Genomic DNA, 16567 nt, shown 5'->3' with positions numbered 1-16567 from the left:
AAATAATTTCTTGTTCACTCTATATTCAATACTTTGAAAACACTTAAAATCGCTATCCAAAAGTCGGGTAGATTAAACGAAAAATCTGTAGAAATACTCAAAAACTGTGGTTTATCTTTCGAAAACTACAAAAGTTCCCTGATCTCAACCGTTACTAATTTTCCTTTAGAAATTCTTTTCCTTCGCGACGATGATATTCCGGAGTACGTGCAGGATGGCATTGCCGACTTAGGTATTGTTGGTGAAAATGTAATCGTAGAAACCAAAGCTGAAGTAAACTATCTTCAAAAATTAGGCTTTGGAAAATGCACCTTAAAAATTGCTGTTCAGGCCACCAGTAATATCCAAAAACTAGAAGAGTTAAACGGCAAGGCAATTGCAACTTCTTATCCGGTAATCCTCGAAAAATTTTTACAGGAAAAAGGCATCAAATCTGATATCAGAACCATTTCAGGATCGGTAGAAATTGGTCCGGGTTTAGGTTTAAGCGATGCCATTTTCGATATCGTTTCAACAGGTGGAACATTAAAGAGCAATGGCCTGAAACCTTTCGCCGATGTGATGCAATCTGAAGCAGTTTTAATCGGAAATAAATCGATAGCCGACAATCCGGAAGTCGCAGAATTACTTCAACGCATCCGCTCTGTACTCAGCGCAAAATCTAACAAATACGTGGTGCTAAATGTATCCAAAGATAACCTTCAAAAAGTTGTGGATCTTCTTCCAGGTGTTAAAAGTCCAACGGTAGTTCCGCTCTTCGAACCGAACTGGGTAGCCGTTCATTCTGTAATTGCTGAAGAGGATTTCTGGGATAAAATTAACAGCTTAAAAGCTGCCGGAGCCGAAGGTATTTTAGTAATGCCAATCGAGAAAATAATCAGGTAAAATCGTTTAAATTCACATTAACTATTAGTTAATTTTAAATTATAAAACATTGAAAATCTACAATTATAAAGATTTATCTAAATCAAAAATTGAAGAAATTTGTTCAAGGCAGATTGAAGACGATAAACTGGTTGAAGAACGGGTAATCGACATCATCAGCACGGTGAAAAAAGATGGCGACCAGGCACTTTTCAACTTCGCAAAAGCATTTGATAAAGTTGATTTGCAGAAGTTGTTTTTGGATGTTGAAGAATTAAAAGCAATTGCATCCACCATTCCTGCTGAAGCAAAAAAAGCCATTGATACAGCTTACCAGAACATCAAAACTTTTCACCAGTCACAGTTAAAAACTGAAGATAAAATAGAAACGATGCCGGGGGTTTTGTGCTGGCGTGAATCAAGAGCAATTGAAAAAGTTGGGCTTTATATCCCAGGCGGAACAGCCGTTTTACCAAGCACTTTTTTAATGTTGGCTACCCCTGCAATCATAGCAGGCTGTAAAGAAATTGTAGTATGCTCTCCCCCACAAAGCAATGGCAAAACCAATTGTTATCTGGCTTATTGTGCGGTGCTGCTGGGTATTGAAAAGGTATTCCTGATCGGCGGTGCACAGGCTGTAGCGGCGATGGCTTTCGGAACGGAAAGCGTACCACAGGTGTATAAGATCTTCGGCCCTGGCAACCGCTATGTAACCACGGCAAAAACGATGGTTCAAAATAAAGTAGCTATAGATATGCCTGCCGGACCATCGGAAGTATTGGTTATTGCTGATGAGACTGCCAATCCGTCATTTATTGCCGCCGACCTACTTGCACAGGCAGAACATGGGATTGATAGTCAGGCTATTTTAGTATCTAATTCTAGTCAGATCATCGCTGAAACCTTAAAAGAAGTTGAAAATCAGCTTTCTATTCTTCCACGTAAAGACATTGCAGCCAAAGCAATCGCCAATTCTTACGCAATTTTAGCAGAAAATCTGGAGCAAGCGATGCAATTCTCTAATGAATATGCACCTGAGCATTTAATATTGGCTACAGCGCAGTTCCAGTGCCTTATTCCATTGATTATCAATGCAGGATCGGTATTTTTAGGCAACCTTACACCAGAAAGTGTTGGCGATTATGCCTCGGGAACCAACCATACTTTACCCACCAGTGGCTTTGCAAAAGCTTATTCTGGCGTATCAACAGATGCTTTTTTGAAAAAAATCACTTTTCAGCATTTATCTCAGGAAGGTTTGGACAATATTGGCACTACAGTTGAAATACTTGCAGCTGCAGAGGGCTTAGAAGCGCATAAAAATGCAGTGAGCATAAGACTTAAAAATTTAATTAGATAAACATCTTTGCTGTACGTCATGCTGAATTTATTTCAGCATCTATAACAGTAAAAGACCCTGAAATAAATCCGATGGTTATCGGATCAGGGTGACGAATAAAACACAACAATGGACATTAACGATTTAGTAAGAGAAAATATAAAAAACCTTCGCCCCTACTCTACCGCAAGGGACGAATTTAAAGGTCAGGCATCCGTATTTTTAGATGCCAATGAGAACAGTTATGGTTCTCCATTACCGGCAAATTACAACCGCTACCCAGATCCTTTACAACTGGATTTGAAAGATGCCATCAGTAAAATAAAAGGCGTACCAATTGAAAATACTTTTTTAGGAAACGGTAGTGATGAAGCTATAGATTTACTGTTTCGCGCTTTCTGTAATCCAGGAAAAGACAATGTAATTGTGCTGCCTCCAACTTATGGAATGTACGAAGTTTCGGCCAACATAAATGATGTAGAAATACGTAAAGTGAGCCTGCTTCCGGACTTCCAGTTAGACATGGAAAAGATTGCAGAAACGATTGATAAAAACACCAAATTAATCTTCATTTGTTCGCCAAATAATCCGACCGGAAATTCGATAAACCGTGAAGATATTGAAACCATTTTAGCCAACTTTAATGGCATCGTCGTAGTGGATGAAGCATACATAAATTATGCCCGTCAGAAGACCTTTATCCAGGAGTTAACAGAGTACGGAAACCTGGTGGTTTTACAAACTTTTTCGAAAGCCTGGGGGCTCGCTGCTTTACGTTTAGGCATGGCTTTTTCTTCAACAAAAGTGATCGATGTTTTGAACAAAATTAAGCCACCTTATAACATCAATCAGGCTACTCAGGATTTAGCATTTGAAGCCTTAAAAAATATCGCTCAGGTGAACGATTGGATCAAAGCATCTGTTGCAGAAAGACAGCGTTTATCCATCGCTTTAAATAATGTAAATGCAGTTAAAAGAGTATATCCATCCGACGCAAATTTTATACTCGTGGAAGTGACCGATGCAGGAAAAATTTATGACACTCTGGTTAATCAGGAGATCATCGTTCGCGACCGTTCTAAGGTCACCTTATGCGAAGGTTGTTTAAGGATTACGGTAGGTACAAAAGAAGAAAACGACAAACTATTAACTGTTCTAGAAAATTTCTAAGATGAAAAAAGTATTATTTATAGACCGGGATGGAACCTTAAATATCGAGCCTGATGATGAGCAGGTAGATAGTTTCGCAAAGCTTAAATTTTATCCGCGCGCTTTGTATTATTTATCGAAAATTGCAGCCGAGCTGGATTACGAACTGGTGATGGTGACCAATCAGGATGGATTGGGTACATTGTCAAATCCTGAAGAAAATTTCTGGCCGATTCATAATTTCATGCTGGATACTTTTGCAGGAGAAGGTGTACATTTTAGTGAGATTGTAATTGACAGAACTTTTGCCAAAGATAATGCCCCTACCCGTAAACCTGGTACAGCTTTATTAACCAAATATTTCAGCGAAGATTATGATCTGAAAAACTCTTTTGTGATTGGCGACCGTTTGAATGATGTGGTATTGGCCAAAAATTTGGGCGCAAAAGCAATTTTTCTTCGTCAGAATGATGCATTGGGTTCTACAGAGGCGTTGGATAAGCATGAAACGCTTTTGGACATTATCATTTTAGAGACCAGGAAATGGGAAGATATCTACAATTTGCTCAAAGCGGGAAGCAGAAAAATCCACCATGAGCGCAAAACCAACGAAACTGATATTACCATTAACCTCGACCTGGATGGAACAGGGAAAGCGAAAATAGAAACCGGTTTAAATTTTTTCGATCACATGCTTGATCAGATTGCCAGACATGGAAGTGTAGATTTAGAGGTAATTGCAAAAGGCGACTTACACATCGACGAGCACCACACCATAGAAGATACCGGTATAGCACTTGGAGAAGCCTTTGCTAAAGGATTAGGCAATAAGTTAGGCATTGAAAGGTATGGTTTTTGCTTACCGATGGATGATTGCCTGGCACAGGTAGCCATTGATTTTGGGGGAAGAAACTGGATCGTTTGGGATGCTGAATTTAAACGCGAAAAAGTGGGCGATATGCCAACGGAAATGTTTTACCACTTTTTTAAATCGTTCAGCGATGCTGCAAAATGCAATTTAAATGTAAAAGCAGAGGGTGATAACGAACACCATAAAATTGAAGCTGTTTTTAAAGCATTTGCCAAAGCCATTAAAATGGCCATAAAACGCGATGCTGAGAAAATGGTATTGCCGAGCACAAAGGGAATGTTGTAAAAAAGGCGTAAGGTAAAAGGGCTTAAGGCGGTGGGTTTTAAAGCTCATCTGCTGTTAAATAAACCCGATAGCAGTGGAAGGCTCCCGATTCTTCATCGGGACTTGAAACGAATAGCGGGAATACAGTACCCATAAAAAACTGACATTCATTTTCAAACCCAAAAAAAGAAATCTGAACTATTAACTATGGTTGGAATTATAAATTACGGAGCAGGCAACATTTTCTCCCTTACCGCAGCACTAGACCGCCTAAACGTGACCTACGGCATGGTAAATACAGAAAATGACCTCGAAAAATATAGCCACATCATCATCCCAGGTGTTGGCCATGCGGGCGCTGCCATGGAAAAACTAAAGGGAACAGGCCTTGTTGAAGCCATTAAAAAACTGACCAGACCCGTACTTGGTATCTGTGTGGGCATGCAGCTCATTACGGAACATTCTGAAGAGGGTGATGCCGCATTGTTAAATATCGTTCCGGTGAAAACCAAAAAATTCGACAAGTCACTGAATATCAAGATCCCACATATGGGTTGGAATGCTGTTAAGCCAAAAAACAATTCACTGTTTGAAGGTGTTGAAGATAATACACAATTTTACTTCGTGCATTCGTACTTTATTGAATATAACCCTACTTTTGATATCGCATCTGCTGATTATGGTTTAAAGTTTTCGGCAGCGGTACAAAAAGATAATTTTTACGGCGTTCAATTTCACCCCGAAAAATCGGGAAAAGCCGGCGAACTAGTATTAAAAAATTTTTCAAACTTAAGCTTATAAAATGTACATAATACCAGCTATTGATATTTTGGATGGAAAAGTAGTCCGTCTCCGTGAAGGCGATTACAACCAAAAAACGGAATATGATGTTTCCATTCCCGAAATGATAGAAAAATACCGTTCAAATGGTACAGATTTTATCCATATTATCGACTTAAACGGAGCTAAAGGCGATTTTAGCAATCAAAAAGCACTTTTTGAGATCATCAAAAAAACCGAGATGAAAGTACAGTATGGCGGGGGCATCAGAACCATTGAGCAGGTGACCAATTTGCTTGATGCTGGCATCCACCGCGTAATTGTAGGTACACAGGCCATTACCAATCCCGATTTTTTACCTCAACTAAGCGAAGCCTTTGCTAAAAAAGATGATTATGCTAACCGTATTGTCATCGCAATCGACGTTTTGGATGAAGTAATTAAATATTCGGGCTGGATGGAAAGCTCGCCGATTAAACTGATGGATTACGTTGATAAATGCCTTTCGCTGGGCTTTTTCCGTTTCTTATGCACCGATATCAGTAAAGATGGAAAATTAGGTGGCGCAGCGATTGAATTATACCAAAAACTGCTCGAACACTCACCAATGATCAAATTAATTGCTTCCGGTGGTGTGAGTTCGATGGAGGATATTTATGAGCTGGCTAAATATCCGATCAGAAGTGTGGTAGTAGGCAAAGCCATTTACGAAAACCGGATCACCATTGAAGAAATAAAAGATTGGAATTTGAAGGCATTGAGTTCGATCTAATTTCATAAATATTGATGTCATCCTGAAGAATGAAGGATCTGCACCCTGTGAAAAAGATGCTTCGTTCCTCAGCATGACAACTAAATAAAACAAATGTTAAGTAAAAGAATAATTCCTTGTCTCGACGTTAAAGATGGTCGCACGGTAAAAGGTGTAAACTTTGTTGATTTACGCGATGCAGGCGACCCGGTTGAACTGGCTGCCCAATATGCACAACAAGGTGCCGACGAATTGGTTTTCCTGGATATCACAGCAACGCACGAGCGTCGTAAAACGATGATTGAAATGGTTAAATCAGTTGCCCGCCAATTGAATATCCCTTTTACCATTGGTGGTGGAATAACAGAAATTGCCGATGCTGAAGCACTTTTAAATGCCGGTGCAGACAAAATCAGTATCAATTCTGCGGCCGTGCGCAATCCTCAACTGATTGGAGACTTGGCCAAAGCCTTCGGTGTACAATTTGTGGTTCTAGCTGTTGATACCAAACATGTGGACGGCAAAAACATGGTTCATTTAAATGGAGGAAGGTTAATTACAGAACTGGAAACCGAAAACTGGATTAAACAGGCGGAAGATTTAGGTGCAGGAGAAATTTTGTTAACTTCTATGGATCATGATGGCACCAAAGCGGGTTTTGACTGCGGATTATTGGGAAAAATAAACCAGATGATCAATATCCCGATTATTGCATCGGGTGGAGCGGGAAGTATGGAGCATTTTACGGAGGTTTTCCAGAAAGCTAACGTTGATGCCGCACTTGCAGCTTCGGTGTTTCATTATGGCGAAATCCTGATTCCTGATTTGAAACAAGAATTAAAAAGAAATCATATTCCAGTAAGAATATAAATAAGTACGGAGTCGGCAGTTCATAGTCATGAGCCTGTCTTTCCGAAATAAAAAAATAAAATGAACATTGATACATCAACCCTTGATTGGGATAAAACGGCTGGCTTACTTCCAGTAATTATTCAGGATTATAAAACTTTAGAGGTTTTAATGCTGGGTTATATGAATGCTGAAGCACTGGAGAAAACGCAGGCAGAGGGCAAAGTAACTTTCTTTTCGCGCTCTAAAAACCGTCTTTGGACTAAAGGGGAAACCAGCAATAACTTTTTGTACGTAAAAGAACTTTTTGTTGACTGTGATCATGATACCATCCTGATTAAAGCAGATGCGGTTGGCCCTACCTGCCATACCGGTAGCCGGAGTTGTTTTAAGACCGATTTTAACCAGAATTTCATCTTCGAACTCGAAAATATCATCACCGATAGATATGAAAACCCGGTTGAGGGTTCTTACATCAACAAAATGCGCAATAAAGGTTTAAATAAAATTGCCCAAAAAGTTGGCGAAGAAGGTGTAGAAACCGTAATTGCCGCATTGGCAGAATCGGAAGAAGAACTTATCGGAGAAGCTTCAGATCTTGTTTTCCACTTATTGTTTTTACTGAAAGAAAAAGGTTTATCTATCCAGGATATAGCGAAAAATTTAGAGAAAAGACATAAATAAAGGTAGAGGGTAGAGAGGGTGAAGGTCTAAGGCAACTGCATAAATCCTTCAACCTTCCATCCTTCCCTCCTTCCAACCTTCCCCACATGCTCAAACACCTACACACCTTACCCGGACATCAAAATCCTGTTTACGCTTTAGCCAACGCTGATGAAAACGGCATATTTTTTAGCGCCGGAAATGACAAGGGCGTGGTAGAATGGTCGCTGCTTAACATGGCTTTTGTGAAGGTTAAAATGCCGGTACAAAGCTCTGTTTATTGCCTTCATTACCATAATGATCGATTATTTGCTGGAGAACGAAGTGGCGCTTTCCGTGTTTATGACCTAAAAGAACAAAAGGTAATATTAAGGATTAATGCGCATACCAAACCTATTTTCGATATACAAACGGTAAAAGGTAAAAATGAACTTTTAACCACTGGTGAAGATGGCACCGTTGCGGTTTGGTCGTTAACTGATTTTAAAGAAATTTACCGTTTTCAGGTAGCTTACGACACTGTTAGGGCCATTGCGATTTCACCTGAGGAAAATGAAGTGGCTTTCGGCTGTAAAGATCACGTGATCAGGATTTATAACCTTGCCGATTATAGTTTAAAACAATCCCTCGAAGGTCATTCATTACCTGTAACCTCATTGGCTTATCATCCTGCAGGCAAATACCTGATTTCGGGGAGCCGAGATGCACAGTTAAAAATATGGGATCTGCCAAATTATGAGCTTAGGGAAACGGTTCCGGCACACCTATTTACCGTGTATAATATCATCTTCCACCCTACCCTTCCGTATTTTGCCACCAGCAGTCAGGATAAAAGCATTAAACTCTGGGATGCCGAAAACTTTAAATTGTATAAAATATTAAGTTTAGAGAAAGCAGGCATTGGCCATACCCACTCCATCAATAAAATGATTTGGAGCCGTGATGGTAAGTATTTGATCTCTACGGGTGATGACCGACAGGTCATGGTTTGGGAGATGGAATAATTTAGTTTAATTAGTATCAGGCGTCACCCTGAATTCATTTCAGGGTCTTTAATTAGAGATGCTGAAACAAGTTCAGCATGACGATTTCAGCGCAATTAAAGCAAAACCTCATCTTTTTTGATTAAGGTCCATTTCAGACAATTATCAAACAAATCGCTTAATAATTCTCAATTTATGCGAATATTTACCCAATTCTTTATTAAAAATCCCCTGATCATCAATTGGATCGATTTTTACTTTAGCTGAGGAATGAATGATTTCATTTGGGCTTAGCATGATACCTACATGTGTAATTCTGCCTTCATCGTTATCAAAAAAAGCGACATCGCCAGGTCTGCATTCAGCCAGAAAACCAACCAGTTCACCTTGCTCGGCCTGCTGAGCAGCATCCCGGTTTAATTTAATCCCCAGCATTTTAAATACCGTTTGCGTAAAACCCGAGCAATCTAAACCATATAAATGCCTCCCTCCCCATAAATAAGGTATATTTTGAAAAAATTTTGCTGTTTCGGTAACTTTATCAGTAAAATTTACAGTACGATTGTCATGCGCTTCAAAGTTTAGTTTAAACTTTTCTTCTCCGGCATAACAATACCCATCTTTTAAAAAAGGAAGATTACTTGCCGGACTTAAATGATACAAACTGCCATCGTTAGCCGTTAATACATTATTGAAGCTCAAAGGAGCCAGTAAATGGCAATCGTGCATTTCCGCAAACTGATGCTGGCTAATGGGTGCCAGCTGCCTGAAATCCATCCAGCCTTCATAACCATCATAACCATTCTGGATGAGCCACCAACGCTCTTCTTTCTGAATAACTTCAACATGATCGCCAAATAACAGTTGCGAAACAATTTCTGCTTTATCTGATGCATCTGCTCTTAAAGGGGCTACCGCGACTCTACAAATACCGTATTGATTTTCCATTTAAACTTGCTCGTTAAACTCTTGTAAAACTAATAAAATACATCCATTGCCTAACATTTTGAATACAAATTTGTTATTTTTATGCTATTCATTTTTAAATAATCCTGCCATGAATTTTAAAAAAATATTGATTGCCGTTGATAATAGTACCTGCTCGGAAAAAGCGGCAAAAGCCGGTTATGATATGGCTGAAAAGGTTGGTGCCGAGGTAGCCTTGGTCAACATTATTGAACCTATTCCGGCTAATGTAAATCCTGACTTAACGCTGGCCCCGGTTTTCCTGGAAACTTATGATAACAGCGAAGAAAACAGCCACATTTTACTAAAAGAAATCGAGACTAGGTATGGAAAAGGCATAACCACCACTTACCTGAGCATTGTTGATACCGCAGCACATGGCATCATCCAGCAATCAGATGAATGGGGTTCGGATTTAATTGTGATTGGCACTTATGGACGAACTGGTTTATACCACTTCTTAATGGGAAGCGTTGCTGAACATGTGGCTAGAAAATCTGCCTGTCCGGTATTAATTATCCCCAATAAATGGGAGGCTTCAGCCGAATAAATGAATAACTCAATGAAAAAATTATTTTTCTTCCCCTTGCTGTTCCTGTTATTTACCTGCCGGATCACAACCGCACAAACCAGCAGCAATACCTTTACCGTTTCTGAAAAAAAAATCCGTCTAATTGACCAGCTTTTTAAACAATACCTGGATAGCGGCTGGATAAAAGGCATTACAGCTAATATCGCCATTGACGGAAAAACAGTGTACAACAAAGCATTTGGCCATCAGGTGGGAAGGCCATTCAAAACCGATGATATTTTACGGATTGCCTCACAAACCAAAGCAATCACCAGCGTTGCCGTAATGATGTTGGTTGATGAAGGAAAAATTTCATTGGATGATCCCATTTCAAAATACCTCCCCACCTTTAAAAATCCTCGGATTTTAGATCAATTTAATCCAAAGGACACTACCTACACCACCAAAGCTGCCAGGCATGAAATCACCATCCGCGAATTGCTTACCCATACTTCCGGCCTTGGCTATGCACAAATCGGCTCGCCCGAAATGCAGGCCATTTATGCCAAGGCAGATATTTCAGCGGGTTTTGTAGACCATAAAAAACTGTTAAAAACTGATATGGATAAACTGGGTCAGCTTCCACTCTCTTTTGAACCGGGCCAGAAATGGCAATATAGTTTGGGCATGGATGTATTGGGCAGATTAGTGGAGATAGCATCGGGTTTAAATCTCGACCAGTTTTTCAGGGAAAGAATCTTCATTCCGCTGGGCATGAATGACACTTATTTTGCTTTGCCCAAAAATAAACAGCCAAGATTATCATCCGTTTATACAGAAGATCCAAAAACAAAAGCAGTTATACCCTGGGTAGATGGTACAGTTAAGGGATCATCCATTAATTACCCCATCAATGAGAATGGGTATTTTGCAGGTGGTGCCGGTTTGGTATCAACCGCTAAAGATTATGGAGCTTTTTTACAAATGCTTTTAAATGGCGGTGAATACAATGGCAAAAGAATTCTATCTCAAAACAGCGTAACCTTAATGACCAAAAATCAAATTGGCAGTATTCCATTTGGAGACAATTATTTCGGATTGGGTTTTGAAGTAGTTTCTGATAAGGGAAGTAAAAAACTGGGACAAACAGCTGGTTCATATGGGTGGGGCGGATTTTTTGGTTCAACGTATTGGGTAGACCCGAAAAAGAAAATGGTAGCGCAAATTTACGTTCAGCAATCACCATTATCTCACGGACAGCTGCCCAATCAGTTTAAGGCATTAATTTATCAGGATGCTAAATGACTGAGATCCCCCCTTTAACCAAAGCGATAATATCGAATCTGTTTTAAGATAACATTCCTATACTAAGTATTAGTTATATAGCTTTTCGAATATCCCAAATAAATGCGATTTTTGAGACTCGTTTTTATCATTAAACAAAATGAAAATTCATTTATTTGGGGCTTCTTCTTCCGGTGTTACGACACTTGGCCATGCGCTCGCAAAAAAACTAAATATATCCTATTTTGATAGCGACCAGTATTTCTGGTTGCCTACTAATCCGCCTTTTACTTCCAAACGAAATCCGGAAGAAAGAAATCAACTTATTAAAACTGAGCTAACAGCAACGGAGAATTGGATTTTTGGCGGTTCAAGCGTAAGCTGGGGCGACGATGTGTTTCCCAAGTTTGATTTAATTGTATTTCTATGGCTTCCACCTGAAATAAGACTAAAAAGATTAAAAGAGAGAGAATTTGAAAGATATGGATCAGCCATTTACGAAAATCCGGATCGGAACAAAGCCTATCAGGAGTTTATGGAATGGGCATCAAAATATGACATTGACCCAAAGGAATCAGGCTTTACCGGCCGATCGTTAAAAGTGCACGAAGATTGGATAAAATCCTTAAAAAGGGAAGTATTGGAGATCAGAGGAGATTTTAGTATAGAAGAACGGATTCAGAAAATAATGAAATGTCTTTAAAACAAAAAGGCGCTTAAAAATAGCGCCTTTTTGTTATATTTTTAAAGCTTATCCTTCCTGGTGTAACCAGGCTTTCTTAGCCAATAATTCTTCTTCCGTTTCACGGATATCTTCGTCATCTACGCAACAATCAACCGGGCAAACTGCCGCACACTGAGGCTCATCATGAAAGCCCTTACATTCTGTACACTTATCTGATACAATATAATACACTTCATCCGAAACTGCTTCCTGAGCAGCATCTGCTTCAATTTGTTGATTACCAAAATCAATGATACCATTTAAGTTTGTACCATCAGAAAAACGCCATGCAGTACCGGCATCGTAAATTGCGTTATTTGGACATTCCGGTTCGCAAGCCCCACAATTTATACACTCATCTGTTATTTTAATTGCCATGTTTTCGTCTAATTCTTTTGCTTAGTTTACCTTTGCGCTGCAAATATAAGATATAATCCATTAATAATAATTCTAAATATGTCAGCATTAACTCAAGAAAAAGCAATAATCGCATTTAGTGAACTCGGCAGAAAGCTTACAAACCCTACTGACATACTGGGAAATACACTTTACAGTGCAGAAAGTGCCAATGCATGGTTTACCCAGGAAAATATTAAAAAGTCGGTCTTATCATTTGCAGAGATGTTAAATCAGCCTGATCTGGCCCTTTGGTTCCAAACGGTAAAGCTTGGTAAATCACCCAAAAAGGTTGGTTTAATTCTGGCTGGAAACATTCCACTGGTAGGCTTACATGATGTTTTATGCGTTTTAGCAACAGGAAATATAGCCTTAATCAAGCTTTCTTCATCAGATGATAAATTAATTAAAACGGTTCTTGCCGAATTGATCAATATTGAACCTGCTTTTACAGATAAAATTGAATATGTAGAACGTTTAAAAGATTTCGATGCCGTCATCGCCACCGGAAGTAATAATTCATCCAGGTATTTCGATTACTATTTCGGTAAAGTACCTAACATTATCCGCAAAAACAGAAATAGTGTAGCAGTATTAGATGGTTCTGAAAGTTTCGAGGATATCCAAAATCTGGGCAACGATATTTTTGATTATTTTGGATTAGGCTGTAGAAATGTTTCTAAAATATATCTTCCTAAACGATATAACATTGCTAATTTCTATGAGGGTATAGAAAGTTTTCAAGCCATTATTAACCACTTTAAATACCAGAACAATTACGATTATAATAAATCTATTTACCTGGTGAATGCTGCCAAACATTTCGATAACGGGTTTTTATTGTTAAAAGAAGACGAAAACTTTACATCGCCCCTGGCAGTGCTTTTTTATGAGGAATACAATGATCTTCAGGAAGTGGAAGATAAATTAGCGGCTAAATCAGAGAATATCCAATGCATCATTACAAAATCTCCTTTACATTTAAACACTTTTAGCTTTGGCCAAAGCCAGCATCCAAAACTTTGGGATTATGCAGATAACGTGAATACAATTGAGTTCTTAAACAACCTTAATTAAATTTCTCCGCTTTAGTCTTTCAGCTTTCTCCTTTGGTCTTTCAGCTTAAATAGCTATTTTTGGACACAATGTATATCGTAAAAGTTAAAGGCATAGCCAAAATTCCGGATTACGTACAGTTAAGAGATGACAAGTTTACACTTTTAGCTTATTTTAGGGTAGATAGACCTGATAAATCGCTGGAAAAACTCGGACTTGGCGACAAGCAGGATTACATTATGGAAATGGTTAAAGATTTGCCTTTCGGGCAGATTGCAAAATTAGAAATATAATATGGCAGGCAATTCAGTAATTCATTTAAACAATGTTGATGTTTTTCAACAGAAACATTTAGTCCTCTCCAATGTAAATTTACACATCGAAAAAGACGAATTCGTGTTCCTGATCGGCCAAACAGGCTCAGGTAAGAGTAGTTTGCTTAAAATATTATATGGCGACCTGCATATTGGCAATGGCGACGGCAACATTGCCGGCTTCGACCTTAAAAACCTAAAAGAAAGCCAGGTACCATTTTTGCGCCGTAAATTAGGGGTGGTTTTCCAGGATTTTCAATTGCTTACCGATAGGACTATTGAAAAAAACCTCGAATTCGTGCTTAAAGCTACGGGTTGGAAAGATGAAAAGCTGATTAATGAGCGTATTAAAGATGTTTTGGACAAAGTGGGTTTGCGTTCTAAGATCAAAAAAATGCCACACGAAATTTCGGGTGGCGAGCAGCAACGTATTGTAATTGCAAGGGCTTTGCTTAACGATCCTGAAATTATCCTGGCAGATGAGCCAACGGGCAACTTGGATCCCGAAACCTCTGAAGAAATTGTAACACTTTTGAAGCAGATCAGTCAGGCAGGAACAGCAGTTTTAATGGCCACACATGATTACCACATCATCCGCACCTTCCCATCACGCATTATCAAATGCGAAAATGGCATCGTTCACGAAGATGCACAAATAGCATAAAAATTCTGACATCCGTCAGCTAATCAGCCAATCTGTTCAGATAATCGCAAATAAATCTGACAGCTTGGCTGATTTACGTTTATGGCAAAATAGTTGAGATTAACACCAAAAAATTCAGCCTTATATTATGTTTAATAAGAAGAAAAATCACGATAAAGAAGAAAATATAATGAATCCTGAAAACACATCAGAAAACACTACGGAAAATGTAGAAAATGCTGATGCCACTGCTAATGAGACTGAGCAAGCACCGGAATTATCTGCCGAAGAGAAACTGCAGGCAGAGGTTCAACAGCTTAACGATAAATACCTGCGTTTATATGCAGAATTCGACAATTACAAACGCCGTACGCAAAAAGAGCGTGTAGAGTTGTTACAAACTGCAGGTAAAGATGTGATTGTTTCGCTTTTACCTGTTTTAGATGATTTTGACCGTGCGTTAAAAGCAATGGAAAGTGCCACCGAAGTGGCTCCGGTTAAAGAAGGTATTTTATTGGTTAGCAATAAACTGAAGGGCACTTTAGCACAAAAAGGCTTAAAAGATGTAGAAAGTATCAACCAGCCTTTTAATACAGATTTCCATGAGGCTATTACCAATATTCCGGCCCCTACAGAAGATTTAAAGGGTAAGGTGATAGACGAGGTTGAAAAAGGTTATACCTTAAACGAGAATGTGATCCGCTTCGCTAAAGTAGTTGTTGGAGCATAAGACATAATTATTGAATGGTTGAATTTTGAATGATTGAATTGATATTCATTCATCCCATCACTTAATCATTTGATCATTTTATAAAGAAGATGAGTAAAAGAGATTATTACGACGTATTGGGTGTAACCAAAAGCGCAGGTGCTGACGAGATTAAGAAAGCTTACCGTAAGATGGCGATCAAATATCACCCGGATAAAAATCCGGGAGATAAAGCGGCTGAAGATAAATTTAAGGAAGCTGCCGAAGCCTATGAAGTTTTAAGCAGCCCGGAAAAGAAACAGCGTTACGATCAGTTTGGCCATGCCGGTGTAGGTAGTAGTGCTTCGGGTGGCTATGGTGGTGGCAATATGAACATGGATGATATCTTCAGTAATTTCGGAGATATTTTTGGTGGACACAACCCATTCGAAAGCTTTTTTGGTGGTGGCGGCGGCGGTGGCCAGCAACGTGGTGGCCGTCGTGTAGCTAAAGGCACTAACCTCCGTATAAAAGTTAAATTAACCCTTGAAGAAATTGCACATGGTGCTGAAAAGAAAATCAAGGTTAATAAACTAATTGTTTGTAAAACCTGCGATGGCTCTGGTGCAAAAGATAAATCATCTGTAAGTACCTGTGGCACCTGCGGCGGTAGTGGCCAGGTACGCCGGGTAACCAATACCATCTTAGGGCAGATGCAAACTGCATCTACCTGCCCTACCTGTAACGGAAGCGGTCAGCAAATTACCGCTAAATGTAATGTATGCCACGGTGATGGTGTTGTACGCGGCGAAGAAACCATAACCATCAACATTCCTGCAGGTGTAAGTGAAGGCATGCAATTAAGCATGAGCGGTAAGGGAAATGCGGCGCCAAATGGTGGTATTCCGGGCGATTTGATTATTTTAATTGAAGAGATTCCACACGAAACCTTGAAACGCGAAGGCAACAATGTGGTTTACGATTTGCATTTAAGTTTTGTTGATGCTGCTTTAGGCATGAGTATCGAAGTACCAACAATTGATGGCAAAGCTAAAATTAAAATTGATCCAGGCACCCAAAGCGGAAAATTATTACGCTTAAAGGGCAAAGGTTTACCAGAGGTAAATTCTTACCACAGAGGCGATGAGATTATCCACATTAACATCTGGACACCAAAAGCCTTAAGTAGCGAAGAACGAAATGTTTTGGAGAAATTACGCGAATCGCCAAACTTTAAACCTCAGCCAGGTAAAAATGATAAGAGCTTTTTCGAAAGAATGAAAGAATACTTTGAGTAATTAATCCAGTATATGGAGAAGCCGATGTTTTTAGCATCGGCTTTTTTGTTTTAAAATATGTTCAAAAATCAGATAGTCATCCTTACCATTAATTTATTTTATAAAAACCTATATAAATGATATTAACATTTAATGGAAATAAATTATACCTGATGGATTGTCACTCTGAGAAGG

19 protein-coding genes are annotated in these 16567 nt (G+C 39.1%); 17 read left to right on the top strand and 2 right to left on the bottom strand.

The window, feature by feature from the left end:
• The first annotated feature begins 33 nt into the window (after window positions 1-33).
• The 9 genes from hisG to ABEG20_RS03160 all read left to right on the top strand — a co-directional run bounded on the left by hisG (window position 34) and on the right by ABEG20_RS03160 (window position 8534).
• Entirely contained in the window at window positions 34-885 is an 852-nt protein-coding gene (hisG, locus tag ABEG20_RS03200) for an ATP phosphoribosyltransferase (RefSeq protein ID WP_406825950.1), read from the top strand.
• Window positions 886-934: 49 nt separating this feature from the next.
• The gene (gene hisD / locus ABEG20_RS03195; protein WP_406825949.1) at window positions 935-2224 is read left to right on the top strand and encodes a histidinol dehydrogenase; all 1290 of its coding nucleotides are present in this window, start codon (window positions 935-937) and stop codon (window positions 2222-2224) included.
• A 108-nt stretch (window positions 2225-2332) separates the two neighbouring features.
• Window positions 2333-3373 (top strand): histidinol-phosphate transaminase, encoded by a 1041-nt coding sequence (gene hisC / locus ABEG20_RS03190; RefSeq protein WP_406825948.1) that lies wholly within the window; start codon window positions 2333-2335, stop codon window positions 3371-3373.
• A 1-nt stretch (window position 3374) separates the two neighbouring features.
• A complete protein-coding gene (gene hisB, locus ABEG20_RS03185) occupies window positions 3375-4508 on the top strand; it encodes a bifunctional histidinol-phosphatase/imidazoleglycerol-phosphate dehydratase HisB (protein WP_406825947.1) in 1134 nt (377 codons plus the stop codon).
• A 186-nt stretch (window positions 4509-4694) separates the two neighbouring features.
• Complete coding sequence (hisH, locus tag ABEG20_RS03180; protein ID WP_406825946.1) at window positions 4695-5288, top strand: imidazole glycerol phosphate synthase subunit HisH; 594 nt, start codon at window positions 4695-4697, stop codon at window positions 5286-5288.
• 1 nt (window position 5289) lies between these two features.
• Window positions 5290-6039 carry a 1-(5-phosphoribosyl)-5-[(5-phosphoribosylamino)methylideneamino]imidazole-4-carboxamide isomerase gene (gene hisA, locus ABEG20_RS03175; protein ID WP_406825945.1) on the top strand — a complete coding sequence of 250 codons (750 nt, stop codon included), beginning with the start codon at window positions 5290-5292 and terminating at the stop codon, window positions 6037-6039.
• Between the two features lie 93 nt (window positions 6040-6132).
• Window positions 6133-6888 (top strand): imidazole glycerol phosphate synthase subunit HisF, encoded by a 756-nt coding sequence (hisF, locus tag ABEG20_RS03170; protein WP_406825944.1) that lies wholly within the window; start codon window positions 6133-6135, stop codon window positions 6886-6888.
• Window positions 6889-6948: 60 nt separating this feature from the next.
• Window positions 6949-7551, top strand: a complete 603-nt coding sequence (hisIE, locus tag ABEG20_RS03165) for a bifunctional phosphoribosyl-AMP cyclohydrolase/phosphoribosyl-ATP diphosphatase HisIE (RefSeq protein ID WP_406825943.1) — start codon at window positions 6949-6951, stop codon at window positions 7549-7551.
• An 86-nt stretch (window positions 7552-7637) separates the two neighbouring features.
• Complete coding sequence (locus tag ABEG20_RS03160) at window positions 7638-8534, top strand: WD40 repeat domain-containing protein (RefSeq protein WP_406825942.1); 897 nt, start codon at window positions 7638-7640, stop codon at window positions 8532-8534.
• A 144-nt stretch (window positions 8535-8678) separates the two neighbouring features.
• Here ABEG20_RS03160 and ABEG20_RS03155 read toward each other — a convergent pair whose 3' ends face one another.
• Window positions 8679-9461 (bottom strand): NlpC/P60 family protein, encoded by a 783-nt coding sequence (locus ABEG20_RS03155; protein ID WP_406825941.1) that lies wholly within the window; start codon window positions 9459-9461, stop codon window positions 8679-8681.
• A gap of 109 nt (window positions 9462-9570) precedes the next feature.
• On the opposite strand from ABEG20_RS03155, the gene ABEG20_RS03150 reads away from it, so the two are divergent.
• From ABEG20_RS03150 to ABEG20_RS03140, 3 genes are all read left to right on the top strand, one after another.
• Complete coding sequence (locus ABEG20_RS03150) at window positions 9571-10029, top strand: universal stress protein (RefSeq protein WP_406825940.1); 459 nt, start codon at window positions 9571-9573, stop codon at window positions 10027-10029.
• A 12-nt stretch (window positions 10030-10041) separates the two neighbouring features.
• Window positions 10042-11295: a serine hydrolase domain-containing protein gene (locus tag ABEG20_RS03145; RefSeq protein WP_406825939.1), complete on the top strand. Its 1254-nt coding sequence runs from the start codon at window positions 10042-10044 to the stop codon at window positions 11293-11295.
• 139 nt (window positions 11296-11434) lie between these two features.
• Window positions 11435-11977: an adenylate kinase gene (locus tag ABEG20_RS03140; protein ID WP_406825938.1), complete on the top strand. Its 543-nt coding sequence runs from the start codon at window positions 11435-11437 to the stop codon at window positions 11975-11977.
• Window positions 11978-12025: 48 nt separating this feature from the next.
• Here the strand turns inward: ABEG20_RS03140 and ABEG20_RS03135 are convergent, their stop codons facing one another.
• Window positions 12026-12376 (bottom strand): 4Fe-4S dicluster domain-containing protein, encoded by a 351-nt coding sequence (locus tag ABEG20_RS03135; protein ID WP_025143125.1) that lies wholly within the window; start codon window positions 12374-12376, stop codon window positions 12026-12028.
• A 78-nt stretch (window positions 12377-12454) separates the two neighbouring features.
• On the opposite strand from ABEG20_RS03135, the gene ABEG20_RS03130 reads away from it, so the two are divergent.
• The 5 genes from ABEG20_RS03130 to dnaJ all read left to right on the top strand — a co-directional run bounded on the left by ABEG20_RS03130 (window position 12455) and on the right by dnaJ (window position 16393).
• Window positions 12455-13471 (top strand): acyl-CoA reductase, encoded by a 1017-nt coding sequence (locus tag ABEG20_RS03130; protein ID WP_406825937.1) that lies wholly within the window; start codon window positions 12455-12457, stop codon window positions 13469-13471.
• Between the two features lie 68 nt (window positions 13472-13539).
• Window positions 13540-13743 carry a hypothetical protein gene (locus ABEG20_RS03125; protein WP_039476747.1) on the top strand — a complete coding sequence of 68 codons (204 nt, stop codon included), beginning with the start codon at window positions 13540-13542 and terminating at the stop codon, window positions 13741-13743.
• A gap of 1 nt (window position 13744) precedes the next feature.
• Window positions 13745-14428 (top strand): ATP-binding cassette domain-containing protein, encoded by a 684-nt coding sequence (locus ABEG20_RS03120; RefSeq protein WP_205058426.1) that lies wholly within the window; start codon window positions 13745-13747, stop codon window positions 14426-14428.
• 127 nt (window positions 14429-14555) lie between these two features.
• Window positions 14556-15137, top strand: coding sequence for a nucleotide exchange factor GrpE (locus ABEG20_RS03115; RefSeq protein ID WP_406825936.1), 582 nt, complete (start codon window positions 14556-14558; stop codon window positions 15135-15137).
• Window positions 15138-15226: 89 nt separating this feature from the next.
• Window positions 15227-16393: a molecular chaperone DnaJ gene (gene dnaJ, locus ABEG20_RS03110; RefSeq protein ID WP_406825935.1), complete on the top strand. Its 1167-nt coding sequence runs from the start codon at window positions 15227-15229 to the stop codon at window positions 16391-16393.
• The last annotated feature ends 174 nt before the right edge of the window (window positions 16394-16567 follow it).

Source organism: Pedobacter sp. KACC 23697, assembly GCF_045348445.1.
Classification (GTDB): Bacteria; Bacteroidota; Bacteroidia; order Sphingobacteriales; family Sphingobacteriaceae; genus Pedobacter.
Note: the sequence above shows the minus strand (reverse complement) of the source record. Positions and strands in the feature narration are given on the sequence as shown.